Source organism: Janibacter zhangyanbonis (assembly GCF_050507325.1).
GTDB lineage: Bacteria > Actinomycetota > Actinomycetes > Actinomycetales > Dermatophilaceae > Janibacter.
This window is the reverse complement of sequence record NZ_CP191481.1, coordinates 534,611-561,154: the sequence shown is the minus strand read 5'-3', so window position 1 is coordinate 561,154 and position 26,544 is coordinate 534,611. Positions and strand designations below refer to the sequence as shown.

The 26,544-nt window shown below is 72.0% G+C and carries 24 protein-coding genes; 2 read left to right on the top strand and 22 right to left on the bottom strand.

Going from position 1 to position 26,544, the window contains the following annotated elements; translation table 11 throughout:
* Positions 1 to 40: 40 nt before the first annotated feature.
* Positions 41 to 976, top strand: a complete 936-nt coding sequence (gene rarD, locus ACQBJO_RS02770) for an EamA family transporter RarD (RefSeq protein WP_421007231.1) — start codon at positions 41 to 43, stop codon at positions 974 to 976.
* Between the two features lie 59 nt (positions 977 to 1,035).
* On the opposite strand, the gene ACQBJO_RS02765 is transcribed toward rarD, so the two are convergent.
* The 17 genes from ACQBJO_RS02765 to ACQBJO_RS02685 form a co-directional block, all read right to left on the bottom strand.
* Entirely contained in the window at positions 1,036 to 2,040 is a 1,005-nt protein-coding gene (locus ACQBJO_RS02765) for a polyprenyl synthetase family protein (protein ID WP_421007232.1), read from the bottom strand.
* Between the two features lie 2 nt (positions 2,041 to 2,042).
* Positions 2,043 to 3,605, bottom strand: coding sequence for an NADH-quinone oxidoreductase subunit NuoN (gene nuoN, locus ACQBJO_RS02760; RefSeq protein ID WP_421007233.1), 1,563 nt, complete (start codon positions 3,603 to 3,605; stop codon positions 2,043 to 2,045).
* Entirely contained in the window at positions 3,605 to 5,293 is a 1,689-nt protein-coding gene (locus ACQBJO_RS02755) for an NADH-quinone oxidoreductase subunit M (protein WP_421007234.1), read from the bottom strand. Before ACQBJO_RS02755 ends, nuoN begins: the two co-directional genes overlap by 1 nt.
* Positions 5,293 to 7,173, bottom strand: coding sequence for an NADH-quinone oxidoreductase subunit L (gene nuoL / locus ACQBJO_RS02750; protein WP_421007235.1), 1,881 nt, complete (start codon positions 7,171 to 7,173; stop codon positions 5,293 to 5,295). The genes ACQBJO_RS02755 and nuoL overlap by 1 nt, the downstream gene beginning before the upstream one ends.
* A 9-nt stretch (positions 7,174 to 7,182) precedes the next feature.
* A complete protein-coding gene (gene nuoK / locus ACQBJO_RS02745) occupies positions 7,183 to 7,482 on the bottom strand; it encodes an NADH-quinone oxidoreductase subunit NuoK (protein ID WP_084449949.1) in 300 nt (99 codons plus the stop codon).
* A complete protein-coding gene (locus ACQBJO_RS02740) occupies positions 7,479 to 8,246 on the bottom strand; it encodes an NADH-quinone oxidoreductase subunit J (protein WP_255185278.1) in 768 nt (255 codons plus the stop codon). The genes nuoK and ACQBJO_RS02740 overlap by 4 nt, the downstream gene beginning before the upstream one ends.
* Positions 8,243 to 8,842 (bottom strand): NADH-quinone oxidoreductase subunit NuoI, encoded by a 600-nt coding sequence (gene nuoI, locus ACQBJO_RS02735; protein ID WP_421007236.1) that lies wholly within the window; start codon positions 8,840 to 8,842, stop codon positions 8,243 to 8,245. The genes ACQBJO_RS02740 and nuoI overlap by 4 nt, the downstream gene beginning before the upstream one ends.
* Positions 8,835 to 10,238, bottom strand: a complete 1,404-nt coding sequence (gene nuoH, locus ACQBJO_RS02730) for an NADH-quinone oxidoreductase subunit NuoH (protein ID WP_421007237.1) — start codon at positions 10,236 to 10,238, stop codon at positions 8,835 to 8,837. The genes nuoI and nuoH overlap by 8 nt, the downstream gene beginning before the upstream one ends.
* Positions 10,235 to 12,604: an NADH-quinone oxidoreductase subunit G gene (locus ACQBJO_RS02725; protein WP_421007238.1), complete on the bottom strand. Its 2,370-nt coding sequence runs from the start codon at positions 12,602 to 12,604 to the stop codon at positions 10,235 to 10,237. The genes nuoH and ACQBJO_RS02725 overlap by 4 nt, the downstream gene beginning before the upstream one ends.
* Complete coding sequence (nuoF, locus tag ACQBJO_RS02720) at positions 12,601 to 13,920, bottom strand: NADH-quinone oxidoreductase subunit NuoF (RefSeq protein WP_421007239.1); 1,320 nt, start codon at positions 13,918 to 13,920, stop codon at positions 12,601 to 12,603. Before nuoF ends, ACQBJO_RS02725 begins: the two co-directional genes overlap by 4 nt.
* Positions 13,917 to 14,774, bottom strand: coding sequence for an NADH-quinone oxidoreductase subunit NuoE (nuoE, locus tag ACQBJO_RS02715; protein ID WP_421007240.1), 858 nt, complete (start codon positions 14,772 to 14,774; stop codon positions 13,917 to 13,919). Before nuoE ends, nuoF begins: the two co-directional genes overlap by 4 nt.
* Entirely contained in the window at positions 14,774 to 16,126 is a 1,353-nt protein-coding gene (locus tag ACQBJO_RS02710) for an NADH-quinone oxidoreductase subunit D (RefSeq protein ID WP_255185272.1), read from the bottom strand. Before ACQBJO_RS02710 ends, nuoE begins: the two co-directional genes overlap by 1 nt.
* Positions 16,126 to 16,941, bottom strand: a complete 816-nt coding sequence (locus ACQBJO_RS02705) for an NADH-quinone oxidoreductase subunit C (RefSeq protein WP_421007241.1) — start codon at positions 16,939 to 16,941, stop codon at positions 16,126 to 16,128. Before ACQBJO_RS02705 ends, ACQBJO_RS02710 begins: the two co-directional genes overlap by 1 nt.
* Positions 16,938 to 17,525: a NuoB/complex I 20 kDa subunit family protein gene (locus ACQBJO_RS02700; RefSeq protein ID WP_255185270.1), complete on the bottom strand. Its 588-nt coding sequence runs from the start codon at positions 17,523 to 17,525 to the stop codon at positions 16,938 to 16,940. Before ACQBJO_RS02700 ends, ACQBJO_RS02705 begins: the two co-directional genes overlap by 4 nt.
* Before the next feature lie 21 nt (positions 17,526 to 17,546).
* The gene (locus ACQBJO_RS02695) at positions 17,547 to 17,909 is read right to left on the bottom strand and encodes an NADH-quinone oxidoreductase subunit A (RefSeq protein WP_255185269.1); all 363 of its coding nucleotides are present in this window, start codon (positions 17,907 to 17,909) and stop codon (positions 17,547 to 17,549) included.
* Between the two features lie 81 nt (positions 17,910 to 17,990).
* Entirely contained in the window at positions 17,991 to 19,301 is a 1,311-nt protein-coding gene (locus ACQBJO_RS02690; protein WP_421007242.1) for a geranylgeranyl reductase family protein, read from the bottom strand.
* Positions 19,302 to 19,443: 142 nt separating this feature from the next.
* Positions 19,444 to 20,136, bottom strand: a complete 693-nt coding sequence (locus ACQBJO_RS02685) for a demethylmenaquinone methyltransferase (RefSeq protein WP_421007243.1) — start codon at positions 20,134 to 20,136, stop codon at positions 19,444 to 19,446.
* 41 nt (positions 20,137 to 20,177) lie between these two features.
* Here ACQBJO_RS02685 and ACQBJO_RS02680 point away from each other — a divergent pair, with 41 nt between their 5' ends.
* On the top strand, positions 20,178 to 21,479 hold the full coding sequence (locus ACQBJO_RS02680) for an isochorismate synthase (protein WP_421007244.1): 1,302 nt from the start codon (positions 20,178 to 20,180) through the stop codon (positions 21,477 to 21,479).
* Positions 21,480 to 21,486: 7 nt separating this feature from the next.
* On the opposite strand, the gene menD is transcribed toward ACQBJO_RS02680, so the two are convergent.
* The 5 genes from menD to ACQBJO_RS02655 form a co-directional block, all read right to left on the bottom strand.
* Complete coding sequence (gene menD, locus ACQBJO_RS02675; protein WP_421007245.1) at positions 21,487 to 23,238, bottom strand: 2-succinyl-5-enolpyruvyl-6-hydroxy-3-cyclohexene-1-carboxylic-acid synthase; 1,752 nt, start codon at positions 23,236 to 23,238, stop codon at positions 21,487 to 21,489.
* A 46-nt stretch (positions 23,239 to 23,284) separates the two neighbouring features.
* Complete coding sequence (locus ACQBJO_RS02670; protein ID WP_421007246.1) at positions 23,285 to 24,739, bottom strand: hypothetical protein; 1,455 nt, start codon at positions 24,737 to 24,739, stop codon at positions 23,285 to 23,287.
* Positions 24,732 to 25,049, bottom strand: coding sequence for a hypothetical protein (locus tag ACQBJO_RS02665; protein WP_421007247.1), 318 nt, complete (start codon positions 25,047 to 25,049; stop codon positions 24,732 to 24,734). The genes ACQBJO_RS02670 and ACQBJO_RS02665 overlap by 8 nt, the downstream gene beginning before the upstream one ends.
* A 92-nt stretch (positions 25,050 to 25,141) precedes the next feature.
* Positions 25,142 to 26,137, bottom strand: coding sequence for an o-succinylbenzoate synthase (locus ACQBJO_RS02660; RefSeq protein ID WP_421007248.1), 996 nt, complete (start codon positions 26,135 to 26,137; stop codon positions 25,142 to 25,144).
* The gene (locus ACQBJO_RS02655; RefSeq protein WP_421007249.1) at positions 26,134 to 26,541 is read right to left on the bottom strand and encodes a VOC family protein; all 408 of its coding nucleotides are present in this window, start codon (positions 26,539 to 26,541) and stop codon (positions 26,134 to 26,136) included. The genes ACQBJO_RS02660 and ACQBJO_RS02655 overlap by 4 nt, the downstream gene beginning before the upstream one ends.
* Between the last annotated feature and the right edge of the window lie 3 nt (positions 26,542 to 26,544).

Sequence of the window (26,544 nt, the reverse complement as noted above, 5' to 3'; positions counted from 1 at the left end):
CGGTCGGTGCGGCCCGCCGGCCCGGGAGTAGCCTCGCCGGGTGACACCCTCTCGCGACGGCCGCGGCATCATCGCCGCCTGGCTCGCCTACGGCATCTGGGGCCTCTTCCCCCTGTACTTCCACGCCCTTCGCCCCTCCGGCTCGGTGGAGATCCTCGCCCACCGGATCATCTGGACCTTCGCCCTGTGCGTGATCGTCCTGCTGCTGCGGCACGAGCTCGTCGCGCTCGTGCGTCGCCTGCGCGGGCGGCTGGCCCTCGGCGTCGGCATCGCCGCCTACCTGATCGCCGGCAACTGGTTCGTCTACGTCTACGCCGTCGGCACCGGCCGCACGAGCGAGGCGGCGCTCGGCTACTTCCTCAACCCCATCGTCACCGTCGCCCTGGGTGTCCTCGTCCTCGGCGAACGGCTGCGGCGCCTGCAGTGGGTGGCCGTCGGCATCGGCGCCCTCGCGGCGCTCTACCTCACCGTCGCCGGCGGCGGGCTGCCGTGGATCTCCCTCGTGCTCGCCATGACCTTCGGGGGCTACGGCCTGACCAAGAAGCGCCTCGGCGCGAGCCTGCCCGCCCTGCACTCCCTGTCGGCGGAAACGATCTTCCTGCTGCCGCCGGCGCTCGGGCTCGTCTGGTGGCTCACGGCGACCGGCGAGTCGACCTTCGCCGTCGACGCCCCGTGGCACCCGCTGCTGCTCGTCTCGGCGGGCGTGGTCACGGCGATCCCGCTGCTGCTCTTCGCCGAGGCGGCTCGGCGCATCCCGCTCGTGACGATCGGGCTCATCCAGTTCATCACCCCGGTGCTCCAGCTCGTCGTGAGCGTGACCCTCCTCGGCGAGCACCTCGAGCCGGCCCGGTGGATCGGCTTCGCCATCGTCTGGGTCGCCCTGGCCTGCCTGACGGTCGACTCGCTCGCCTCCGCCCGGCGTCGGCGGCGGCCCGCCGACGAGTGCGAGTCCCTGGAGCCGGTCGAGCCGGTCTGACATGACGAAGGGAGGACCGGTCCGGTCCTCCCTTCGATCCCGGGCCGGGTCCGCCCGCGTCAGCCGACGCGGTGGATGACGCCGTCCATGAGCGCGATGAGCGCGGTCTTGGCGTCGCTGTCGGGCAGGGCGTCGAGGGAGGCGGTCGCCCGACGGCCCACCTCGAGGGTCTCCTCGCGGGCGGCGGCCATGCCCGGGTGCACCCGCAGCAGCTCCAGCGCCCGCTCGAGCCGCTCGGGCTCCTTGAGCTCGGAGCGCAGCAGCTCCTGCAGCTCGGCATCGGCGGGGTCGGTGGAGGCCAGTGCGTTGAGCACCGGCAGGGTGCGCTTGCCCTCGCGCAGGTCGGTGCCCGGCGTCTTGCCCGTCTCGCCGGACTCGCTGGCGATGTCGATGAGGTCGTCGGCCAGTTGGAAGGCCATGCCCAGCTGCTCGCCGTACTCCGTGACCAGCTCGACGACCTGCGGCGGGCAGCCGCCGTACATCGCACCGTAGCGCGCCGCGGTCGCGACGAGCACGCCGGTCTTGTCGGCGAGGACCCCGCGGTAGTACTCGCGCGGGTCGGTGCCCTCGGGGCAGGGCCGGTCGTCGCGGATCTGGCCCGAGCAGAGCCGGATGAAGGTCTGCGCCTGGATCTTGACCGCGTCGGCGCCGAGGTCGGCGATGATGTCGGACGCGGTGCCGAAGAGCAGGTCGCCGACGAGGATCGCCGTCGAGTTGTCGTACTTCGCGTTGGCGCTCGGGGCGCCTCGCCGCAGGTCGGCCTCGTCCATGACGTCGTCGTGGTAGAGGCTCGCCAGGTGCGTCAGCTCGACGCCGGCGGCCGCGGCGACGACCTCGTCGGTGATGCCCTCGCCGAGCTCGGCGACGAGCATCGTCAGCACCGGACGAAACCGCTTGCCGCCGGCACGGGCGAGGTGGAGGTTGGCCTCGGTGATGAAGTCGTCCTCGTTGCGCGTGCGCTCGACGATGAGGGCCTCGACCCGCTCGAGCCCCTCGGCCAGCCTCGAGCTCAACGCGTCACTGGCCTCCGGCAGAGCGAGGACAGGGGGCGTTGCGCTGGTCATGGTCACCTCGGGATGAAGACGCTGGACTGCTGGGCCAGCTCCAGGAGCGGACCGGGGAAGACACCGAGAGCGATCGTCGCGAGGACGCCGATGCCGATGACGACGAGGGACAGCGTAGCCGGGGCCGCGACGGTGACCTCACCGCCCGGCTCGGTGAAGAACATCAGCACGATGAGGCGGATGTAGACGAAGGCGGTGACGGCCGACATGAGCACGCCGATGACGACGAGCAGGACACCGGAGAGCCCACCGTGCTCGACCGCCGGGATGAAGGCGGCGACCTTGGCCGTGAAGCCGGAGGTCAGCGGGATGCCGGCGAAGGCGAGCATGAAGAGCGCGAAGGTCCCGGCGATGTAGGGGTGCGCCCGGCCGAGCCCGGCCCACTGCGACAGGTGGGTCGCCTCGGCACCGCGCTCGCGCACGAGGTTGACGACCGCAAAGGCGGCGATCGTCGTGATGCCGTAGGCGACGACGTAGAAGAGCACACCCTCGACCGCCGTGCGGTCGAAGCTGATCAGTCCGACGAGGATGAAGCCGGCGTGGGCGATCGAGCTGTAGGCGAGCAGCCGCTTGATGTCGGTCTGGGTCACCGACAGCACCGCGCCGATGACCATCGTCAGGGCGGCGATGACGACGACGCCCATCCGCCACTCCCAGCGGGTGGTCTCGAGGCCGACGTAGATCAGACGCAGCAGGGCACCGAAGGCCGCGGCCTTGGTGCACGCGGCCATGAATCCGGTGACCGGGGTCGGGGCGCCCTGGTAGACGTCGGGGGTCCACGAGTGGAAGGGAACGGCGCCGACCTTGAAGAGCAGGCCGACGAGGACCATGACGACGCCCGGCAGGAGCAGCCCCTCGAGGTCGCCGGTCGAGGTCGACGCGGCAGCGGCGATGCGGGCCAGGTCGATGGAGCCGGCGTAGCCGTAGAGCAGGGCCGCACCGAAGAGGAAGAAGCCCGACGAGAAGGCGCCGAGGAGGAAGTACTTCAGGGCCGCCTCCTGCGAGAGCAGACGTCGGCGGCGGGCCAGACCCGACATGAGGTAGAGCGGCAGCGACAGCAGCTCGAGCGCGACGAACATCGTCAGCAGGTCGTTGGCCGCGGGGAAGAGCAGCATGCCCGCGAGGGCGAAGAGCGCGAGCGGGAAGACCTCGGTCGTCGACCAGCCCTTGCGCGCGGCCTGGGACTCGAGCGCCGAGCCCGGGCTCGCGGCCCCCATCGGGGTGAAGGCATCGGCGGTGTCGCCGCCGAGCCGGTCGGCCATGACGAGCAGGCCGAGCAGCCCGAGGACGAGCAGCGCACCCTGCATGAATCGGGTCGGGTCGTCGACGGCGACGGTGCCGCCGACGGTCACCCCGGCGGAGTCACCGGTGACGACGAGCGCGACGAAGGCGATGACGATCGTGGCGACCGAGACGACGACCTGCGCGAGGTGGCGGGTGCTGCGCGGCGCGAAGGCCTCGACGAGGACCCCGACGAAGGCCCCGACGAGCAGGACGATCATCGGCGAGAGCGCCTGGTAGCTGATGTCGGCGGCCTCGAAGGCCGTGGGCACGGTCAGGGTCATCAGTGGTCACTCCCGGAGGTCGAGCCGGCGTCGGCGGGGACGGACGGGGCCGGGTCGCTGACGCCGACGATCTGGAGGGTCCGCTCGACCGCCGGGTCGAGGGTGTCCAGCACCGGCTTGGGGAAGAAGCCGAGCACGACGAGGGCCACGACGACGGGGGCCACGACGGCCTTCTCCCGCCAGCCGAGGTCGCGCAGCGGCGCGGACAGCCGGGCCGGGGTGACGCCCTCGTCGAGGTCGGCCCGCACGTAGGGCAGCTCGGCGGCGGCCGGCGTGGCCTCCTGCGTCCGGGCGGCGACGGCGAGGTCGTCGGCTCCGGCCTCGGCCCCGGCCTCGGCGTCACCGACGACGACCGGCGGCGGGCCGGTGAAGATCCGCTTGTACATGAGCAGCACGTAGATCGCGGCGAGGACGACGCCCCACACCGCGAAGGCCGTCGCGACCGGCTGGCGCGACCAGGACCCGGCGATGACGAGGAACTCGGAGACGAAGGTCGACAGACCCGGCAGCGACAGGGTGGCGAGCCCGGCGATGAGGAAGGAGCCGGCCAGCCACGGGGTGGCGCGCTGCCAGCCGCCGTAGTCGTCGATGCGCTGGCTGCCGCGGCGGGCGATGAGCATGCCGGCCACGAGGAAGAGGCCGGCCGTCGCGAAGCCGTGGTTGACCATGTAGAAGTTCGCGCCCGACTGCGAGACGGACGTGAAGGCGAAGATGCCCAGGACGATGAAGCCGAAGTGGCTCACCGAGGTGAAGGCGATCAGGCGCATCATGTCGCGCTCGCCGATCGCCAGGATCGCGCCGTAGAGGATCGAGATCACCGCGAGGGTGACGACGACCGGCGTCGCCCACTGGCTCGCCTCGGGGAAGAGCTGGAGGCAGAAGCGGATCATCCCGTAGGTGCCGACCTTGTCGAGGACGCCGACGAGCAGCGTCGCGACGGCGGGCCGCGAGGCCGCGGCGGCGTCGGGCAGCCAGGTGTGCACCGGCCACATCGGCGCCTTGACCGCGAAGGCGATGAAGAAGGCGACGAAGATCCAGCGCTCGGCCGAGCCGCCGATCTCGAGGCCGGTGAGCCGCTCGACGAGGAAGCCCTCGGACCCGCCCGGGCCCTGGAGGTAGAGGGCGATGACGCCGACGAGCATGATCAGCCCACCCGCGAGGGAAAACAGGAGGAACTTCATCGCCGCGGCCTGGCGGTGGGCGCCGCCGTACATCCCGATGAGGAAGTAGACCGGGATGAGCATGGCCTCGAAGAAGACGTAGAAGAGGAAGACGTCGATCGCGGAGAAGACCCCGATCATGAAGGGCAGGAGCGAGAGCAGCAGGGCGAAGTAGCCCTTGTGCCAGGCGCCGCCCTCGGGCGCGTCGTCCCACGCGGCGAGGATGCACACCGGCACGAGCACGAGCGCCATGAGGATCAGGGCGAGCGAGATGCCGTCGACGCCGAGGGCGTAGCTGACGCCGAACTGCGGGATCCAGTCGTGGCGCTCGACCATCTGGAACTGCTCGCTGCTGCCGCGGGTGAAGCTCGTCGCGGTCGCGACGATGCCGAGCACGAGGGTGAGCAGGGAGACCCCGAGGGCGATGGGTCGGGCGAGCTGCGCACTGCGCGAAGGGAGGACCGCCACCACGAGCGCGCCGACGAGCGGCACGACCATGAGCAGGGTCAGCCAGGGCAGGTTGTCCATCAGTTGATCACCCACAGTGCACCGAGGAAGACGACGACGCCGGTGAGCATCGTCAGGGCGTAGGAGCGCGCGTAGCCGTTCTGGGCCGTGCGCAGCCAGGAGGAGGTCGTCTCGATCGCGCGCGACAGGCTCAGCACGGAGCCGTCGACGAGCTCACGGTCGGAGGAGGTCAGACCCCGGGTGAGCCCGATGCCGGGCCACTGCAGCAGGGTCGAGTTGAGCTCGTCCTGGTAGAGGTCGGCGCGAGCCGCCCGGGTGAGCGCGCTGCCGGCCGGCGCGACGACGGGGACCTCGTCGCGGCCGTAGACCAGCCAGGCCCAGACGGCGCCGACGGCCACGACGAGCAGCGTGCCCGCCATGAGGACCGGCACCGGCAGCACCGGCTCGTGGTGCTCGACGTGGCCGAGGACCGGCTCGAGCCAGGTCGTGATCGGGGCGACGGTCGCGAGGACGAGACCCAGCAGGGCCGAGCCGACCGCGAGGACCATCATCGGGATCGTCATCGTCAGGGGCGACTCGTGCGGGTGGACGTCGTCGGTCCAGCGCCGCTTGCCGTGGAAGGTCATGAAGAACAGGCGCGACATGTAGAAGGCCGTGATGCCGGCGCCGAGCAGCGCGACGAGTCCGAAGACCCACGGCCGCCAGCCCTCGCCGACGAAGGCGGCCTCGATGATCTTGTCCTTGCTCCAGAAGCCGGCGAAGGGGGGAACCCCGAGGATCGCGAGCCAGCCCAGGCCGAAGGTCACCCAGGTGATCTTCATGACCGTCGACAGCCCGCCGAAGCGGCGCATGTCGACCTGGTCGCCCATGCCGTGCATGACCGAGCCGGCACCGAGGAACATGCCGGCCTTGAAGAAGCCGTGCGTCACGAGGTGGAAGATCGCGAAGGCGTAGCCGACCGGGCCGAGACCGGCGGCGAGCATCATGTAGCCGATCTGGCTCATCGTCGAGGCGGCGAGCGCCTTCTTCATGTCGTCCTTGGCGCAGCCGACGATCGCCCCGTAGACGAGGGTGATCGCACCCACGACCACGACCGCGAGCTGGGCATTCGGCGCCGCGTCGAAGATGTGGTGGCTGCGCACGACGAGGTAGACACCGGCGGTCACCATCGTCGCGGCGTGGATGAGGGCCGAGACCGGGGTCGGGCCCGCCATCGCGTCGCCCAGCCAGGACTGCAGGGGGAACTGCGCCGACTTGCCGCAGGCGCCGAGCAGGAGCAGCAGGCCGATCGCGGTGAGCACGCCCTCCCCCGCGCCGCCGACCGCGGCGTCGACCGCTGCGAAGTCGACGGTGCCGAAGGTCGCGAGCATGAGCGTCATCGCGAGGATCAGGCCGACGTCGCCGATGCGGTTGGCGATGAAGGCCTTGTTGGCCGCCGTGGCGTAGGCGGGGTTGTGGTTCCAGAAGCCGATGAGCAGCCACGAGGCCAGACCCACGCCCTCCCAGCCAACGAAGAGCAGCAGGTAGGAGTCGGCGAGGACGAGCAGGAGCATCGACGCGACGAAGAGGTTGAGGTAGGCGAAGAAGCGCCGCTTGTCGGGGTCGTGCTCCATGTAACCGAGCGAGTACACGTGGATGAGCGACCCGACGAAGGTGATGAGCAGGACGAAGGCGACCGAGAGCGGGTCGACGAGCAGCCCGGCGGTGACGTCGATGCTGCCGGCGGGGACCCAGTCCCACAGCTGCACGGTGCCGGAGCGCTCCTCCGCGGAGGTGCCGAGCATCGAGACGAAGATGGCGGCGCCGACGAGGAAGGAGCCCCAGGACAGGGCGGTCGCGAGCAGCGGCCCGAAGGAGTCCGTGAGGCGGCCGCCGAGGAGCAGCAGCGCCGCCCCGAGGAGGGGCAGGGCCACGAGGAGCCAGGCGATGTCGGTGAGCAAGGTGGCTCCTTACAGCTTCAGCAGGTTGGCGTCGTCGACCGAGGCCGAGCGGCGGGCACGGAAGACGGCCATGATGATGGCCAGTCCGACGACGACCTCGGCGGCGGCCACGACCATGACGAACATGGCGATGACCTGCCCCTCGACCGACCCGTGCATACGGGCGAAGGTGACGAAGGCGAGCGAGGCGGCGTTGAGCATGAGCTCGACACCCATGAAGACGATGATCGCGTTGCGTCGCAGCAGGACGGTCGCGCCACCGATCACGAAGAGGATCGTCGCGAGGTAGATGTAGTTCATCGGGCTCACTGCTGCTCACCTCCCTCGGTGGTGGTCTCGGTGTCCTCGAGCTGGCGGTAGCGCGTCGGGGTCGTCACCTGGTCACGGGCGACGAGCACGCGGTTGAGCGAGAGCTCGGAGATGCTGCCGTCGGGCAGCAGGGCCGGGGTGTCGACGGCGTTGTGCCGCGCGTAGACGCCCGGGACCGGAAGACCGGAGAGGTGCTTGCCCTCGCGGAAGCGGCGCTCCATCCACTCACGCTGGGTCGGCTTGGCGATGATCCGCTCGCGGTGCGCGAAGACCATGGCGCCGAGCGCGGAGACGGTGAGCAGACCGGCGGTGACCTCGAAGAGCCACACGTAGCGACCGAAGACGAGGTAGGCGATGGCCTCGACGTTGCCGGGGTCGGCGTTGACCTCAGCGAGCGTCGGGTTGCCCTCGTAGACGACCCGGCCGATGGCGGAGAAGAGCAGCAGCAGGCCGGCGACCGAGACGAGCACGGTGAGCAGACGCTGGCCCTTGATCGTCTCGACGAGCGAGGACGAGTGGTCGACGCCGACGAGCATGACGACGAAGAGGAAGAGCATCATCACCGCGCCCGTGTACACGAAGATGTGCACGACGCCGAGGAAGGGAGCCTCCTGCAGGAGGTAGAAGACGCCCAGGACGATCATCGTCGTCACCATGCCGATGGCCGCGTGCACCGCCTTGCGGGCGAAGAGCAGGGCGAGCGCGCCGGGGACGGCGACGAGGCTGAGGACCCAGAAGACGACGGCCTCACCGGTGCCGGTCATCGGCCCTCCTCCGAGCTCGCGTGCTGCTCGACCCACTCGCGCTGCTCGGGCGTGGCCGTGGCGACCTTGCCCTGGTAGTAGTCGCGCTCCTCCATGCCCTCGACCATCGGGTGGGGCGCGGGGAGCATCCCCTCCTGGAGCGGCGCGAGGAGCTGCTCCTTGGTGAAGATCAGGTCGGCGCGGTTGTTGTCGGCGAGCTCGTACTCGTTGGTCATCGTCAGCGCCCGGGTCGGGCAGGCCTCGATGCACAGCCCGCAGAAGATACAGCGCAGGTAGTTGATCTGGTAGATGTGCCCGTAGCGCTCGCCGGGGCTGAAACGCAGCCCCCGATCGTCGTCGTTGCCGCGGCCCTCGACGAGGATCGCGTCGGCCGGGCAGGCCCAGGCGCACAGCTCGCAGCCGACGCACTTCTCGAGACCGTCGGGGTGACGGTTGAGCTGGTGGCGGCCGTGGAAGCGCGGCTGGGTGGGCCACTTGACCTCGGGGTACTCCTGGGTCGCGACCTTGCGGAACATCGTCGCGAAGGTCACGCCGAAGCCGGCCACGGGGGCGAAGAGGTCTGCGAAGAACCCTCCCTTGGCGGTGTCGTCAGCCACGGTGCTCCTCCTCGGAGGTGGACGGGGTGCTGGTCTCGGTCGAAGGGGGTGCCGGCCGGGTGTCGATGGCCGTCCCACCACGGGGCGCCTCGACGAGGCGCTGGCCGGGCAGCGGCGGCACGGGGTAGCCCTCGGCCCAGGGGTCGACCTCCTCGGGCACCTCGGCGGCGGCCTCCTCCTCGCGGGCGCGCTGGTCGACCTTCGTCTCCCAGATCCACGTGGAGCCGAGGACGAGGACGCCCAGGACGCCGACGATGATCAGCGAGGAGATCGGGAACTCGCGGCCGAGCAGCCCGACCGTGCCGTCGCCGAAGAAGCCGGCGTCGGCGCCACGGATGAAGGCCACGGCGATGACCCACGCGACGGTGACGGGGATGAGGAACTTCCAGCCGAAGCGCATGAACTGGTCGTAGCGGGTGCGGGGCAGGGTGCCGCGCAGCCAGACGAAGAAGAACATGAAGAGCCAGAGCTTGACGGTGAACCACAGCAGGCCCCACCAGCCGGTGTTGAGCATGCCGTCGCCGATCGCGGCGATGCCGGGAGGCGCCTGCCAGCCACCGAGGAAGAGCGTCGTCGCCAGGGCCGAGACGGTGAACATGTTGATGTACTCGCCGAGGAAGAACATCGCGAAGCGCATGCCGGAGTACTCGGTGAAGTAACCACCGACGATCTCGCCCTCACCCTCGGCGAGGTCGAAGGGCAGACGGTTGGTCTCGCCGACCATCGTGATGACGTAGATGACGAAGGAGACGCACGCCGGGACGATGTACCAGAGGTCGCTCTGGGCGGCGACGATCTCGCTCGTGCTCATCGAGCCCGCGTACATGAAGACGGCGACGAGGGCCAGGCCCATGGCGATCTCGTAGGAGATCAGCTGGGCGGTCGCCCGCAGGCCACCGAGCAGCGGGTAGGTCGAGCCGGCGGACCAGCCGCCGAGGACGATGCCGTAGGCCGCGACGCCGGCGACGGCGAGGACGAGCAGCGCGGCGACCGGCAGGTCGGTCAGCTGCAGCGGGGTGTGGTGACCGAACATCCAGACCATCCCGCCGAGCGGCATGATCGAGAAGCCGACGAAGGCCATCGACGCGAAGATCACCGGCGCGATGGTGAAGATCAGGGCGTCGGCGGCCTTGGGACGCACGTCCTCCTTGAACATCGACTTCATGCCGTCGGCAAGGGTCTGCAGCAGGCCGAAGGGGCCGTTGCGGTTGGGGCCGGGCCGCTGCTGCATGCGACCGATGACGCGGCGCTCGAACCAGATGACGAGCAGCACCGACACGAGCAGGTAGACGAAGAGCAGCAGCGCCTTGACGAGCGAGAGCCACAGCGGGGTGTCGCTGAAGTCCGCCGGGACCGGCTTGTCGGCTGCGGCGGCGAGGAGGGTCATGCCCGTCATGCCGCACCCCCCTTCGTCACGGAGACGATCGCTCCGGCTCGGCCGGAGAGGCTGCGCAGGTCGCAGCTCTCCGAGTGGGTCGGCAACCACACGACGTGGTCGACCATGTCGCGGATGACGACGGGGACGGTGACCCGCAGGTCCTCGGCGCTCACCGTGACGAGGTCACCCTCGACGAGGCCGAAGGACTGCGCCGTCGCCGGCGACACGAGCGCTCGCGGCGCCTGGGCCGTGCCGGCGAGGAAGGCCTCGCCGTCCTGCAGGCTGCCCTTGTCGAGCAGCAGGCGCCAGGTGGCGAGGACGAGCTCGCCCTCACCGGGCTGCGCCGGGTCCGCCTGCGGCACCTGCGGGGTCTCGCCGGTCGCGCGGGGCGCGGCGGTGACCTCGAGCGCGCGGCGCGCCTCGGCGGTCGTGCGCGTGCCGAGGAACTCGCCCATCTCGTCGGCGAGCATGTGCAGCACCCGGTGGTCGGGCAGCGCGGTGGTCGACAGCGCCGCCTCGAAGGGCCGCACGCGACCCTCCCAGTTGACGAAGGCGCCCTCGCGCTCGGCGTGCGGGGCGACCGGCAGCACGACGTCGGCGTGCTCGGTGACGCTGCTGGGCCGGATCTCGAGGGAGACGACGAAGGCGCGCTCGAAGGCCTCACGGGCACCTGCGACCCCGAGGTCGTCGGCGTCGACGCCACCGACGACGAGGCCGCCGACCGAGCCGGAAGCGGCCGCGGCGACGATGCCGGCGGTGTCGAGACCGCCCTCGCCGGGCAGGCAGCCGGCGTCGATCGCGCCGCGTTCCCCCGCCCGTCGCGGGACCCAGGCCAGGCGGGCCCCGGTCTCCTCCGCCAGGCGGGCAGCCGCGGTGAGGGCACCGGGCACGGTGGCCAGGCGCTCGCCGACGAGCACGACCGGCCGCTCGCCGCGCAGCGCGGCGTGGGCCGCGGTCAGCGGGTCGCCCTCGGAGCCGGGCCCGATCTCGCCCGTGAGCGCCGTGAGCACCTCGGTCTCAGTGCCGGGCGCCGACGGGATGAGCGTGCCGCCGAGCTTGTCGAGGCCGCGGGTCGCCAGCGGGGCGACGGCGAAGACGCTCGTGCCCGCCTTGCGGTGCGCCTTGCGCAGCCGCAGGAAGAGGATCGGGCTCTCCTCCTCGGGCTCCAGCCCGACGAGTAGGACCGAGCTGGCCCGGCCGACCTCCTCGAAGGTCACGCCGGTCTCCGGCGTCGTCCCCGCGACGTGCCGCAGCAGGAAGTCGCGCTCCTCGACCGAGTGCGGCCGGGCGCGGTGGTCGACGTGCTCGGTGCGCAGCACCGAGCGGGCGAAGGTGGCGTAGGCGTGGGCGTCCTCGACGCTCACCCGGCCGCCGACGAGCACCCCGTGACCCTGTGCGGCGCGCAGCCCGTCGGCCGCGACGGCCAGGGCCTCCTGCCACGAGGCGACCCGCAGCTCGCCCTCGGCGTCGCGCACCATCGGCAGCTCGAAGCGGTCACCGAGGTCGGCGGAGACGAAGGCCCAGCGGCCCTTGTCGCAGTTCCACTCCTCGTTGACCTGGGGGTCGTTGCCGGCCATGCGGCGCAGCACGCTGCCCCGGCGGTGGTCGGTGCGAAGGGAGCAACCGTCGGCGCAGTGCTCGCAGACGTCGGGGCTCGAGACGAGGTCGAAGGGCCGGGAGCGGAAGCGGTAGGCGGCACCGGTGAGCGCGCCGACCGGGCAGATCTGGACGGTGTTGCCGGAGAAGTAGCTCTCGAAGGGCTGCTCCTCGTAGATGCCGACCTGCTGCAGCGCCCCGCGCTCGACGAGCGCGATGAAGGGGTCGCCGGCGACCTGGTCGGAAAACCGGGTGCACCGGGCGCACAGGACGCAGCGCTCGCGGTCGAGGAGCACCTGCGAGGAGATGTTGATCGGCTTGGGATAGGTGCGCTTGACGTCGTCGAAGCGCGAGGTGGCCCGGCCGTTGCTCATCGCCTGGTTCTGCAGCGGGCACTCGCCGCCCTTGTCGCACACCGGGCAGTCGAGCGGATGGTTGATGAGCAGCAGCTCCATGACGCCCTGCTGCGCCTTGTCGGCGACCGGCGAGGTGTGCTGGGTGCGCACCTGCATGCCCTCGCTCACCGTCATGGTGCAGCTGGCCTGCGGCTTGGGCATCGGCTTGACGTTGCCCTCGCGGTCGGGCGTGGCGACCTCGACGAGGCACTGGCGGCAGGCGCCGACGGGCTCGAGGAGCGGGTGGTCGCAGAAGCGCGGGATCTCGATCCCGGCCTCCTCGGCCGCCCGGATGACGAGGGTGTCCTTGGGCACGGCGACGGCGACGCCGTCGATGCTGAGGTTGATCAGCTCCGGGGGTGCCTGCTGGTCGGTGGTGTCTGCGACGGTCATGCGGTCACCTGTGCGGTCTCGTGATGGAAGAGCGTCGAGGCGGCGGGCGGGAAGAGCTCGCTCGCCGGGGTGTGGCACCCGGCCTCGAACTCCTCCCGGAAGTGCTTGACCGCCGACGTGATCGGGCTGGTCGCACCGTCACCGAGGGCGCAGAAGGAGCGGCCGAGGATGTTGTCGCAGATGTCGACGAGCTTGTCGATGTCTTCGGGCGTGCCGTGACCGTGCTCGAGGCGCTCGAGGATCTGGGCGAGCCACCACGTGCCCTCGCGGCACGGGGTGCACTTGCCGCACGACTCGTGCTTGTAGAAGTCGGTCCAGCGGCTGACGCAGCGCACGACCGAGACGGTGTCGTCGAAGATCTGCAGCGCGCGGGTGCCGAGCATCGAGCCGTGGGCCGCGACCGACTCGAAGTCGAGCGGCACGTCGAGGTGCTCCTGGGTGAAGATCGGCGTCGACGAACCACCCGGCGTCCAGAACTTCAGCGGGTGGTTGGGGTCGCGCATGCCACCGGCCATGTCGATGAGCTCGCGCAGCGTGATGCCGAGCGGTGCCTCGTACTGCCCCGGCCGCTTGACGTGGCCCGAGAGCGAGAAGATGCCGAAGCCCTGCGACTTCTCCGTGCCCATGTCGGAGAACCACTCGGCGCCCTTGCGGATGATGACCGGCACCGAGGCGATGGACTCGACGTTGTTGACGACCGTCGGTCGCGCGTAGAGGCCGGCGACGGCCGGGAAGGGCGGCTTGAGCCGCGGCTGGCCGCGACGGCCCTCGAGGGAGTCAAGCAGGGCCGTCTCCTCGCCGCAGATGTAGGCGCCGGCGCCCGCGTGCACCGTGACGTCGAGGTCGAAGCCGGTCCCGAGGATGTCCTTGCCGAGGTAGCCGGCCGCGTAGGCCTCCTCGACCGCGCGCATGAGGCGGCGGTAGACGTGGACGACCTCACCGCGCAGGTAGATGAAGGCGTGGTTGCAGCCGATGGCGAAGGAGGTGATCGCCACCCCCTCGACGAGGAAGTGCGGCGCCGCCATGAGCAGCGGGATGTCCTTGCACGTGCCCGGCTCGGACTCGTCGGCGTTGACGACGAGATAGCGGGGCCCGCCGTCGGGCGGGGGCAGGAAGCCCCACTTCATGCCGGTCGGGAAGCCGGCGCCGCCACGGCCGCGCAGGCCGGAGTCCTTGGCCGCCTGGACGAGATCCGCCGGGTCGCTCTGCAGCGCCTGACGAAGGGCGGCGTAGCCGTCGTTGTCCTCGTAGGTCGTGAGGGTCCACGACTGCGGGTGGTCCCAGAACTTCGTGAGGATCGGGGTCAGCGTCGTCACTTGTCAGCCTCCGTGCCCTCGCTCGTCGGGCGCTCGTCGGGCGCATTCGCCGGGGTGTCGACCGAGGTCTGCTCGCCGGTGGCCATGCCCTCGGTCGACGCTGCGGTCGTGGACGTCGCCGCGTCGGCGTCGCCCCCTTCGCCCGGTGCCGTCCAGCCCTCGCGTCGGGCCAGCTCCACACCGCGAAGGGAGGCCTCCCCCGCCCCGATGCCCTCGTCGGCGAGCCCGTCGGGGAAGCCGGCGAGCACGCGCGAGACCTGCTTGAAGGTGCACAGGCGGTCGGGTCCTCGGGTCGGCCGCACCGGCGTGCCGGCGCGCAGGTCGTCGACGAGCCGGACCGTCGACTCCGGGGTCTGGTTGTCGAAGAACTCCCAGTTGGTCATGACGACCGGGGCGTAGTCGCACGCGGCATTGCACTCGATGCGCTCGAGGGTGATCGTGCCGTCCTCGGTCGTCTCGTCGTGACCGATGCCCAGGTGCTCGCTGACGGTCTCCCAGATCTGGTCGCCGCCCATGACCGCGCACAGGGTGTTGGTGCACACGCCGACGGTGTAGTCGCCGTTGGGGTGGCGCTTGTACTGGGTGTAGAAGGTCGCGACGCCCGAGACCTCGGCCGTCGTCAGGCCGAGCGTGCTCGCGCAGAAGTCGATGCCGCGACCGGTGACGTAGCCGTCGACGCTCTGCACGAGGTGCAGCAGCGGCAGCAGCGCCGAGCGCGGCTGCGGGTAGCGGGCCACGACCTGCTCGGCCTCGGCCGACAGCTGCTCGAGGACCTCCGCCGGGTAGGGCTCCTTGCTCTCCGACGGCACGTGCAGGTGCCCCGAGGCGGTCTGCTCTCCGAAGTTGGACGACATCAGCGGTCCACTCCTCCCATCACCGGGTCGATGGAGGCGACCGCGACGATGACGTCGGCGAGGTTGCCCCCTTCGCACATGGCCGCGACGGCCTGCAGGTTGTTGAAGCTCGGGTCCCGGAAGTGGGCCCGGTAGGGGCGGGTGCCGCCGTCGGACACGACGTGGCAGCCCAGCTCGCCCTTCGGCGACTCGACGGCGACGTAGGCCTGGCCGGGCGGAACCCGGAAGCCCTCGGTCACGAGCTTGAAGTGGTGGATCAGGGCCTCCATCGAGGTGCCCATGATCTCGCGGATGTGGTCGAGGCTGTTGCCCATGCCGTCGCCGCCCACGGCGAGCTGCGAGGGCCACGCGACGCGCTTGTCGGCGACCATGACCTGGCCGGGGTTGCGCTGCAGCTCGTCGGTCACCTGCTCGACGATCTTGAGGCTCTCGCGCATCTCCGCCAGGCGGATCGCGAGCCGGTCGTAGGCGTCGGCGCCCGTGCGGGTGATGACGTCGAAGTCGTACTTCTCGTAGCCGCAGTAGGGCGTGAGCTTGCGCAGGTCGTGCGGCAGACCGGTCGAGCGCAGCACCGGGCCGGTGATGCCCAGGGCGGTGCAGCCGGTGAGCGAGAGCTCGCCGACGCGCTTGGTGCGGCCCTTGAGGATGGGGTTCTCGAGGAGGAGCTGCTCGAGCTCGCCGATGCCCTTGCGCACCTGCGGCACCATCTCCCGGATCTTGTCGATCGCGCCGTGCGGCAGGTCTTGGGCGACGCCGCCGGGGCGGATGTAGGCGTTGTTCATCCGCAGGCCGGTGATGTTCTCGATGACCGACAGGATCCGCTCGCGCTCGCGGAAGCTGATCGTCATGATCGTCGTCGCGCCCATCTCCATGCCACCCGTGCCGAGGCAGATGAGGTGGCTCGAGATGCGGGTCAGCTCCATCATGAGCACCCGGATCACGCTGGCCCGCTCGGGGATGTCGTCGGTGATGCCGAGGACCTTCTCGACCGCGAGGCAGTAGGCGGCCTCCTGGAACATCGGCGTCAGGTAGTCCATGCGCGTGCAGAAGGTCACCCCCTGCGTCCACGTGCGGAACTCCATGTTCTTCTCGATGCCCGTGTGGAGGTAGCCGATGCCGGCGCGGGCCTCGGTGACCGTCTCGCCGTCGAGCTCGAGGATGAGGCGCAGGACGCCGTGCGTCGAGGGGTGCTGCGGACCCATGTTGAGGACGATGCGCTCCTCGGGGTTCATCCCGAGCTCGCCCATCTCCTGGTCCCAGTCACCGCCCTGGACGTTGACGATGCGGCCCTCGGCGAGGTCGTCGGCGCCCGGGGTCGCGTGGACCCGGCCACCCTGCGTGTGCGTAGCCATCAGTTGTACGACCTCCGCTCGTCGGGCGGCGGGACGGTGCCGCCCTTGTACTCCACCGGGATGCCGCCCAGCGGGTAGTCCTTGCGCTGCGGGTGCCCGGCCCAGTCGTCGGGCATGAGGATGCGGGTGAGCGCGGGGTGCCCGTCGAAGACGACGCCGAACATGTCCCACGTCTCGCGCTCGTGCCAGTCGGCCGCGGGATAGGTCTCGACGATGCTCGGGATGTGCGGGTCGGCGTCGGGGGCGGTGACCTCGACGCGCAGCCGCCGACCACCGTGGGTGATCGAGAGCAGGTGGTAGGCGACGTGCAGCTCGCGCCCGCTCTCCTGCGGGAAGTGCACGCCGGAGACCGACATGCACATCTCGAAGCGCAGGTCCGGCCGGTCGCGCAGGGCGCGCATGACGACCGGCAGGTCCTCGCGGGCGACGTGCAGGGTCAGCTCGCCGCGGTGGACGACGACCTGCTCGAGCAGGTCGCCCCCGGTGGCGTCGGCGAGCCGGTCGACGACCTCGTCGAACCAGCCGCCGTAGGGGCGCTCGCTCGCGCCGGGGAAGGCGACGGTCGTCTTGAGCCCGCCGTAGCCGGAGGTGTCCTGGCCGTTGCGGGCGCCGAACATGCCGCGACGCTCGGCGCGCACGACGGGGGCGTGCGCCGGGTCGACCTCGCCGGCGCCCTCCCCTTCGACATTGCTGTACTCGACCGGCTGGTTGCCGCCGGTCAGACCCTGGGTCGAGGGGAAGCCCTTGTTGGCGGTGCCGCTCAGGCCGACGCCGTCCGGGTGGACGCCCTCGGCGGGCTTGTCGATCTCGCTCATGCCAGGAGGTTCCTTCCGAGCAGGCCCTCGTGGTCGTGCGTCGGGGGCTGCAGCTCCGTCGGGGTGGCGCCGAGGGCAGCCTGCTCCGCGGCCCGGGCGGCGGCGACGCGGTTGACACCCAGGGGCGTGCTCTGGATCTGCTGGTGCAGCTCGATGATCGCGTTGAGCAGCATCTCCGGGCGGGGCGGGCAGCCGGGCAGGTAGATGTCGACGGGGATGATGTGGTCGACGCCCTGGACGATCGCGTAGTTGTTGAACATGCCGCCGGAGCTGGCGCACACGCCCATCGAGATGACCCACTTGGGGTTGGCCATCTGGTCGTAGACCTGACGCACGACGGGGGCCATCTTGTTGCTCACCCGGCCGGCGACGATCATCAGGTCAGCCTGGCGCGGGGTCGCGGCGAAGCGCTCCATGCCGAAGCGGGCCAGGTCGTAGTGCGGCGTGCCGACGGCCATCATCTCGATGGCGCAGCAGGCCAGCCCGAAGGTCGCCGGCCAGATGGACGCCTTGCGCATGTAGCCGGCCAGCGCCTCGACCGTCGTGAGGGCGATGCCCGACGGCAGCTTCTCTTCGATCCCCATTGATCCGTCTCCTCGTCCTCGTCAGTCCCACTCGAACCCACCGCGGCGCCACACATAGGCATCCGCGATGAAGAACGCGTTGAACAGGAACAGCACCACGGCAGCGAGGGTGAAGGCCCCGAGCTCGTCGAAGGCGACGGCGAAGGGGTAGAGGAAGAGCGCCTCGATGTCGAAGATGATGAACAGCATCGCGGTCAGGTAGTACTTGACCGGGAAGCGGCCGCCCTCGGCGGCCTGCGGCGTCGGCTGGATGCCGCACTCGTAGGCCTGCGCCTTGGCGGCGTTGTAGCGCGCCGGGCCCACGACCAGGCTCGTGCCCACGGACACGAGCGCGAAGCCGAGACCGATGGCGAAGAGGATGAGCAGCGGGATGTACGGGTTCATCACTGCTCCCGCCTTTCTTCCGTCATGTGATCCAGTCCACGCCCGATCCTAGGGGTGACGCCGGACACACCCGACACCGCCTCACGCATCGGGGGCCACCCGGGTCATCAGCTGGACGAGGCGGTCGTCGAGACCCCCACCCTTCTCCTCCGGGAGGTTGGCCATGAGCTTGAGCATGAACTTCATCAGCGTCTGCCGGGGCAGGCCGTACTTCGTCGCCAGCCGCATGATCTCGGGCTTGCCGATGAGCTTGGCGAACTGCGCGCCGAGCCGGAAGTAGCCGCCGTGCATGTCCTTCATCCGGGCGACGTAGGACTGGAGCACCCGCTCCCGGTCCGCGGCGGTCGGCCGGGCGAGGGCCTGCACGATGACCTCGGCGGCGGCGTGACCGGCCTCGAGGGCGTAGTCGATGCCCTCGCCGTTGAAGGGGTTGACCATGCCACCCGCGTCGCCGACGAGCATGAGGCCGTCGGCGTAGAGCGGCTGGCGGTTGAAGGCCATCGGCAGCGCGGCCGCGGTGATCTCGCCGGTGATCGTGCCCTCGTTGATGCCCCACTCCGGCGGCATCGTCTCGACCCAGCGACGCATGACGTCCTTGTAGTCGGTGCGACCGAAGGCCTCGGAGGTGTTGAGGACACCCAGCCCGATGTTGGAGCGCCCGTCCCCCAGCCCGAAGAGCCAGCCGTAGCCCGGCATGAGGATGCGCCCCCCTTCGGGCGTCGTCGACCACAGCTCGAGGTGGCTCTCGAGGTACTCGTCGTCGTGGCGGGGCGTCTCGTAGTAGGCGCGCACGGCGACGGCCATCGGCCGGTCCTCGCGCTTCTCGCGGCCCATCTTCACCGACAGGCGCGAGGAGACGCCGTCCGCGGCGACGACGACGGGGGCGCGATAGGTCTCGGTCTCGCCCGTGGCCCGGCCGCGCTCGTCGACGACCTTGGCCACGACGCCGACGATCCGACCGGACTCGTCACGGATCGGCTCGGAGACGTTGCGCCCCTCGAGCAGCTCGGCGCCGCAGGAGGCGGCGTGGCGGGCCAGGACCTCGTCGAGGTCCGCGCGGGCCCGGACCATGCCGTAGCCGGGGAAGGAGGTCACGTCGGGCCAGTCGAGCTGAAGCCGCATGCCGCCGCCGATGATCCGCAGACCCTTGTTGTGCGCCCACCCGTCGGTCTCCGACAGGGGGACGCCGAGGTTGATCAGCTGGCGCACCGCGCGCGGGGTGAGCCCGTCACCGCAGATCTTGTCGCGGGGGAAGCGGGACTTCTCCAGCAGGACGACGTCCTTGCCGGCCTTCGCCAGCCACGCGGCGGTGGCGCTGCCACCCGGGCCGGCTCCGACGACGATGACGTCGACACTGCGGTCTCCGTCGGCCGCAGGCAGTGCACTGGTCACGAAAGGTTCCTCAGCTGCTTGTGAAGCAATTCACGATCGCGTGTGACACTACCCGGCAGGAACTTCGGCGGTCACACAGGTAGACCTAACCAACCACCACCGGTCGTCGAGGTGCGACGAAGGAGCCTCGAGACGGCGCGCCTCAGGCCTTGCTCGCCCGATGCAAAGCCACGATCCCGCCCGTCAGGTTGCGCCACTCGACGCCGCCCCAGCCGGTGCCGGTGATCATCTGCGCGAGCTGCTCCTGCGCCGGCCAGCTCTGGATCGACTCCGCGAGGTAGACGTATGAGTCGGGGTTGGAGCTCAGCCGCCGGGCCACCGGCGGGAAGGCCGCCATGAGGTACTCGGAGTAGATCGTGCGGAAGGCCCGGTTGACCGGCTGGCTGAACTCGCAGATGAGCAACCGCCCGCCGGGCCGGGTCACCCGGAGGAACTCGCCCAGGGCGACCTCGGGCTCGACGACGTTGCGGAAGCCGAAGGACATCGTCACGACGTCGAAGGAGGCGTCGGCGAAGGGGAGCCGGGTCGCGTCGGCAGCGGTGAAGTCGAGCTCGGGGCTCTGCACGAGCCCCTGGCGCAGCATGCCGAGGGAGAAGTCGGCCGAGGCGACCTGCGCGCCGGCGCGGCGCAGCGGCAGGCTCGAGGAGCCGGGGCCGGCGGCGATGTCGAGGATGCGCTCCCCCGGCTGCGGGTCGATGGCCTCCACGACCGCCCGCCGCCACAGCCGCGTCTGACCCAGCGACATCACGTCGTTCATCAGGTCGTACTTCGCGGCGGTCTCGTCGAACATCGCGGCGACGTCCTTGGGGTCCTTCTGCAGGGTGGCGCGGCTCATGTCCTCATCCTCGCACCCGCCGCCGTAGGCTGATGCCCGACATGTCATCGCCTTCCCCTGCCGACGCCCCCACCCCCACCGGCGTCCCCCACCCCGCGCTCGTCGTCCGCACCGTCGCCGTCCCCACGGCCAGGGTCGCGGACCTCCTCTCCCTCCTGCCGGAGCCGGACGACGCGGGCGACGTCGTCTCCTGGGTGCGCAAGGGCGAGGGCTTCGTCGGCTGGGGCCGGGTCGCGACCTTCCGGGCGAGCGGCCCCGACCGCTTCGACCGGGCGCAGGAGTGGTGGCGGCAGGTCACGGCCGAGGCGATCGTGCGCGACGACGTCGACGAGCCGGGCACCGGGCCGATCGCCTTCGGCTCGATGGCCTACTCGCGGCGCTCGCAGACCGAGTCGGTCCTCGTCGTGCCCGAGGTCGTCGTCGGCCGGCGCGGCTCCCTCGCGTGGGTCACGACGATCACGACCGATGCGACGGTCCCCGCGGCCGACCAGCCGCTCGAGCGCCAGCCCGAGCCGCGCACCCCCGGCGCCGTGGACTTCGCCGACCTCGACCTCACCGCCGACCGCTGGGCCGCCGCGGTCGACGAGGCGGTCGCCCGGATCAGCGCCGGCGAGCTCGACAAGGTCGTGCTCGCCCGCTCCGTGCGGGCCACCGCGCAGCAGCGCATCGACCCCCGGTGGGTCCTCGCCCGTCTCGCAGAGGACTACGACACGACGTGGGTCTTCGCCGTCGACGGTCTCGTCGGCGCCACCCCCGAGATGCTCGTGCGCCTCGAGCGGGGCCTGGTCACCTCGCGGGTCCTCGCCGGCACGATCCGCCGCACCGGCGACGACAGCCACGACCTCGCCCTCGCCGGCTCCCTCGCCCGCAGCAGCAAGGACCTCGAGGAGCACGAGTACGCCGTGCGCTCGGTCGCCGACGCCCTGGCGGCACACACCTCCTCGATCAACGTGCCGGACTCCCCCTTCGTCCTGCACCTCAACAACGTCATGCACCTGGCGACCGACGTCGCGGGAGTCGTCGACGACGACTCGACCTCGCTCGCGCTCGCCGCCTCGCTGCACCCGAGCGCCGCGGTGTGCGGCACGCCGACCCTCGTCGCCGACGGGGTCATCGCCGAGCTCGAGCAGATGGATCGCGGTCGCTATGCCGGACCCGTCGGCTGGATGGACGCCTCCGGTGACGGCGAGTGGGGCATCGCGCTGCGCTGCGGCGCCTACGAGAGCGCGTCCTCGCTGCGCCTCTACGCCGGGTGCGGCATCGTCGCCGGCTCGGTCGCGGCCGACGAGGTCGCCGAGTCGGCGGCCAAGCTGCTGCCGATGCGCACCGCCCTCGGCGGCTGACCGACGGTCAGCCGCCCAGCGTCGCCACGACGGTCTTGCGAGCGAGTCGGCCCGCCTCGCGCCGCGCGGCCCCGTCGACGGGCACCCGCACCACCCGGATCCCCTCGCTCGGGCGCGCCACGAGTGCGGTGAGCTGCTCCGCCGACGTCGCCGTCGTCGCCGGCACCCCGTGGGCGGCGCAGAGCACCTCGATGTCGGTGCCCGTCGGTGTCGTGAAGAGCCGGCGCATCGGTCCCGCGAGCGCGTCGGCGCCGTACTCGAGCGTGCCGAAGATGCTGCCCCCGTCGTCGTCGACGACGACGAGGGTCAGGTCGGGGCGCGGTTCGTCTGGCCCGACGAGCAGGCCGTTGGCGTCGTGGAGGAAGGTCAGGTCGCCGAGCACCGCCACCGTCGGCCCCGTGCGGGAGAGGGCCAGCCCGACGGCCGTGGAGACGCAGCCGTCGATGCCGGCGAGCCCGCGGCTGGTGACGACCTCGACGTCGGCGCGCACCCGGGCGACGCCGTGGGCCACGTCGCGGGCGACGCTGCTGCTGCCGAGGAAGAGCGCGCTGTCGTCGGCGAGCGCGTCGTGCACCGCCCGGGCCACGGCGGGCCCGTCGAGCGTGGCACCGGTTGGGGCGAGCGCGGCGGCGACCGTCTCGCCTGCAGCAAGCCACTCGTGGGCGAAGGGGGTCGGCTCCTGCCCCGCCCCCTCGGTCCGCAACGCCGCGAAGGGGTGGACTGCCGCGGCCGCGTGGGCGGCGTCGGCCCAGCCGTCGGCGCCGGGCTCACCGCTCGTCACGACCTCGACCCGCAGGCCCGGCGTGCGGGTGAGCGCGGGCACGGACCGGCCGAGGGTGGGCCGGCCGACGACGACGACGCGCGAAGGGAGGTGCCCCCCGACCCACTTCGTCGCGGCGAGCAGCCGGTCGCCGTGCGGCAGGACGAGCGGGCTGGTGCCGGGGCCGGGCTCGGCGATCACGGGGGCGCCGTGGTGCTCGGCCCAGGCGAGGGCGGCCGCCCGGTGCTGCGCCGTGGGCAGCTCGCCGATGACGACGAGAGTCCGCTCGTCGTGCGCGAGCGGGGTCGCGGCGCCGGAGAGGACCTCGGGCGGTGCGGGCAGGGCGAGCGACGGGTCGCCGCCCGGGCGCCCGGCGCGCGCCGGGTCGAGGTGATCCCGACCGGATAGCCGGTCGCCGGTACCTCGACCCGACGGGTGGTCGTCCGGCGCGAGCGGGTCGCGGAAGGGCACGTCGAGGTGGACCGGGCCGGCCCACCCCTGGCCGGTGAGCGCACCGGTCGCGGCGGCGACGGCGCGGGCCGCTGCCGTGCGCCAGGCCGGCGTCTGCCGCTCGGGGTCGGCGGGGGTCTCGAGCTCGAGGGCCAGGCGCACGGCACCGCCGAAGACGCCCGGCTGGACGGTCGCCTGGTTGGCCCCGACCCCGCGCAGCTCGGGCGGCCGGTCGGCGGTGAGCAGCAGCAGGGGCACGGCGCCGTGGTGCGCTTCGAGGACCGCGGGGTGGAGGTTGGCGACCGCGGTGCCGCTCGTCGTGATGACCACGGCGGGGCGGCGCGAGGTCTTGGCCAGCCCGAGCGCGAGGAAGGCGGCGCTGCGCTCGTCGACCCGCACGTGCAGCCGCAGGCGCCCCGCCGCCTCGAGGTCGTGGGCGGCATAGGCCAGCGGGGCCGACCGGGACCCGGGGCACAGGACGACCTCGCGCACCCCGAGGCGAACGAGCTCGTCGAGCAGCACACGGGCGGCGGCGGTCGAGGGGTTCACCCGCCCGATCCTGCCACTGGCACCCGTCGTGTCCGACGACGACCGCTCACCGGCGGGCGACGTCGTAGTCGGCGGTGACGGTCGTGGCCAGCGGTGACCCGACGAAGGGGGCGGCGCCGTCTCGCCAGGCCTGCACCGACGGGTCGTCGCTCGCGTCGACGAGACGGGCCGTGTCGACGTAGGTCGCGTTGTCGTGCGCCTGCGACGCCCGACCGTCGGGCCCGAGGTCGTCAGCGAGGGACCGCTCGACGGTCACCCAGCCACGGCGGTCGGGGTTGTCAGCGCCCTCGAGACCGGGCACGAGGTCCTCGTCGTGCTCGAGGCTGAGCACGCTCACCTCCTCGGGCACGGCGAGCGAGGCGACGGGCGCCCCCGAGGTGACGACGTGGGTGACCCGGTGGCGGGAGCGGAAGGTCGGGTCGGCGGCGAGCGCCGCCGCCGTGAGCCCGCCCTGGCTGTGCCCGGTGAGCATGACCCGGCTCGTGGTGCTCGTGTCGCCAGCGCGGCGACGGGCGTCGTCGAGGGCCCGCGCGACCGCCTGCATGACGAGCGGACGCCGACCGGCGACGAGCAGCGCATTGGTCGTCATGTCCCAGGGGTTCTCGCCCGCGCGCGGGTCGAAGGTCTGCGTCCCCGGGACGTCGACGACCCAGCTCCAGCTGCCGTCGGGCCCGCGGATGCCGGTGACCCGCACGCGGGAGCCGCCCGAGGTGGGGCCGTGGTTGGACACGAGGTCGGCAACCCCGGCGGGCGGCCGACCTGCGAACGACGGCCGCGCGCTCACGCGGACCGACCGGCCCGACTCGTCGAGGGCGATGCCCCTGGTCGCGGCGAGCACGACACCGAGCGCGTCGGCCTCGTTGCGCGGCGGGTAGGGCACCCCCGCGCGGCCGCTGCGCCAGGCGAGCAGCACCCCGAGCGCGGGCACACCCTCACCGAGGCCGATGAGCAGCCCGTCGAGACCGTCGGCGGCCGCTGGCACGAGCCACGGGTGGTCGAAGAGGATCTCGTCGACCTCCTGCCCCAGCCCGAGCCCGACCGCGACGGCCGCATCGCGTCCGGCGGGGGTGGAGAGCACGACGGCGGCCACGGGGGCGGCAGCCACCGCGACCCCGAGGGCGACCGGCGCGACGGATCGCCCGACCCACCGCCCCACCTCGGTTGCCACCCCGTCGGCGAGGGCCTCGACCACGCGCTCGCCCTCGCGATAGGCCCGGACCGCGGCCCGAGTCGCGACCCCGGTGGCGGCGACGTCGACCGACAGGCCCGCTGCCCCTGTGGGCCCGGCGCAGGTCAGCACCGCCCGCTCGACGGCGAGGTATTCGAGCGGCGCTGTGAGCGCCGCGAGCTGCACCCGCGGGTCGAACCCGACGAGCCCCACGGCGATGGCGACCTCGCCCACCTCGGTCGCGACCCGGCCCAGACGGTCCGCCGCGACCTCGAGCTCGTCGAGTGCTACGGACAGACCCGCTGCCCCACCGCTCACCCTGATCTCAGCCACGGCCGATCACCTCGATCGGCCAGTCACCGGCGGTGACGTCGGCGTCTCCCACGAGGTCGATCCGCCGCCGCGCGGCCGCCTCGAGATCGCGGACCAGCCCGGCCGCCGCGCGCAGCCGACGAGCGAGCCCGCGCAGGTCGCCCGCGTGCTCGTCGACCCGGTCGTGGTGGAGCACCGCCGCCTCGCCGCGCCAGGTCGTCGACGTGGCGGTGCGCGCCTGCACGGCGCACACCTCGATCCGTCCGGCCGCCTGCTCGAGACGGGCCGCGACATCGGTGAGGTCGACGGGGTTGAGGGGCGAGATCTGCATGTCGCCAGCCAACCCCGGCCCGTCGACGTGCGGCCGGGCGCGCCCCGGGCTGTGGACGGACGACTGCAGTGCGGCGCGGCTGTGGACGAACCTCAGGCGCGGGCCGCCCACGCGGCCCGGACCCGCTCACGCCACCACGTCACCCGCTCCGGCGGCGCGGCGTGCGTCGCCAGCAGGTCGGGCTCGACGACGACATCCCGCACGGCCAGGGCCCCACCCGCGGGGACGAGCGGGTCGCTCGTGACGTCGGCCGTGAGCAGGGCGGCGGTGCCGAGACCGCAGGCGTGCGGCAACTCGGGCAGCGCCGCGGCGAGCGCGACGCCGGCGCGCAGGCCGACGCTGGAGTCGATGGCCGAGGAGACGACCGCGGGCAGGCCGCAGTCCTCGACGATGCGCAGCGCGGAGCGCACTCCCCCGAGGGGCGCGACCTTGACCACGACAACGTCGGCCGCCCGCAGCCGCGCGACCTCGAGCGGGTCCTGCGCCTTGCGGATCGACTCGTCGGCGGCGACCGGCACGTCGAGGCCCTGGTGGGCGAGCTCGACGCGCAGCCGGGCGAGGTCACGCACGTCGGCGCACGGCTGCTCCGCGTACTCGAGGTCGAAGGGAGCCAGCCCGGCCAGCGCATCGGCGGCCTGGGTCAGCGACCAGCCGCCGTTGGCGTCGACCCGGATGCGGGCCCCGGGCCCCATGACGTCACGCACCGCGGCGACCCGGTCGAGGTCGTCGGCGAGGGCCTGGCCGCGCTCGGCGACCTTGACCTTCGCCGTCGTGCACCCGTCGTAGCGGGCGAGCACCCCGGCGACCTCGTCCGCCGCGACGGCCGGGACGGTCGCGTTGACAGGGACCTCGTCGCGCTGCGGCTGCGGCCACCCGGCCCAGGCCGCCTCGATCGCCGCATCGAGCCAGCGGGCGGCCTCGGCCGACCCGTACTCGACGAAGGGGGCGAACTCCCCCCACCCGAGCGGCCCGCGCACGAGCGCGACCTCTCGCTCCTGCACCCCGCGAAACCGCGTGGCCAGCGGCAGGACGACGACGTGCAGCCCGTCGAGGAGCTCGTCGACGGTGCCCGGACCGGCGCCGCTCACCGGTCGCGGGAGGAGAGCACGCAGAACTCGTTGCCCTCCGGGTCGGCGAGCACGGTCCACGTCACCTCGTCGTCGTCCTGACCGACGGCGGCGCGGGTCGCTCCCTTCGCCAGGAGCGCCTCGATCTCCGCGTCACGGTCCTGGTCGACGTGCGGGGCGAGGTCGATGTGCAGGCGGTTCTTCACCGTCTTGCCCTCGGGGACCGGGACGAAGCTGAGCATCGTGCGGCGGGCCAGCCACGTCGCGGTCTCGTCGACGGGGTCGGGACTCGCCTCCGGCGGGAGCACCTCGCACTCGTGCTCGTCCTCGTAGCCGATCCGCCACCCGAGGACCTCGGCCCACCAGCGGGCCAAGGCCCGGTGGTCCCGGGCGTCGACGGTCAGCGAGTACAGGTGCAGGGCCATGCC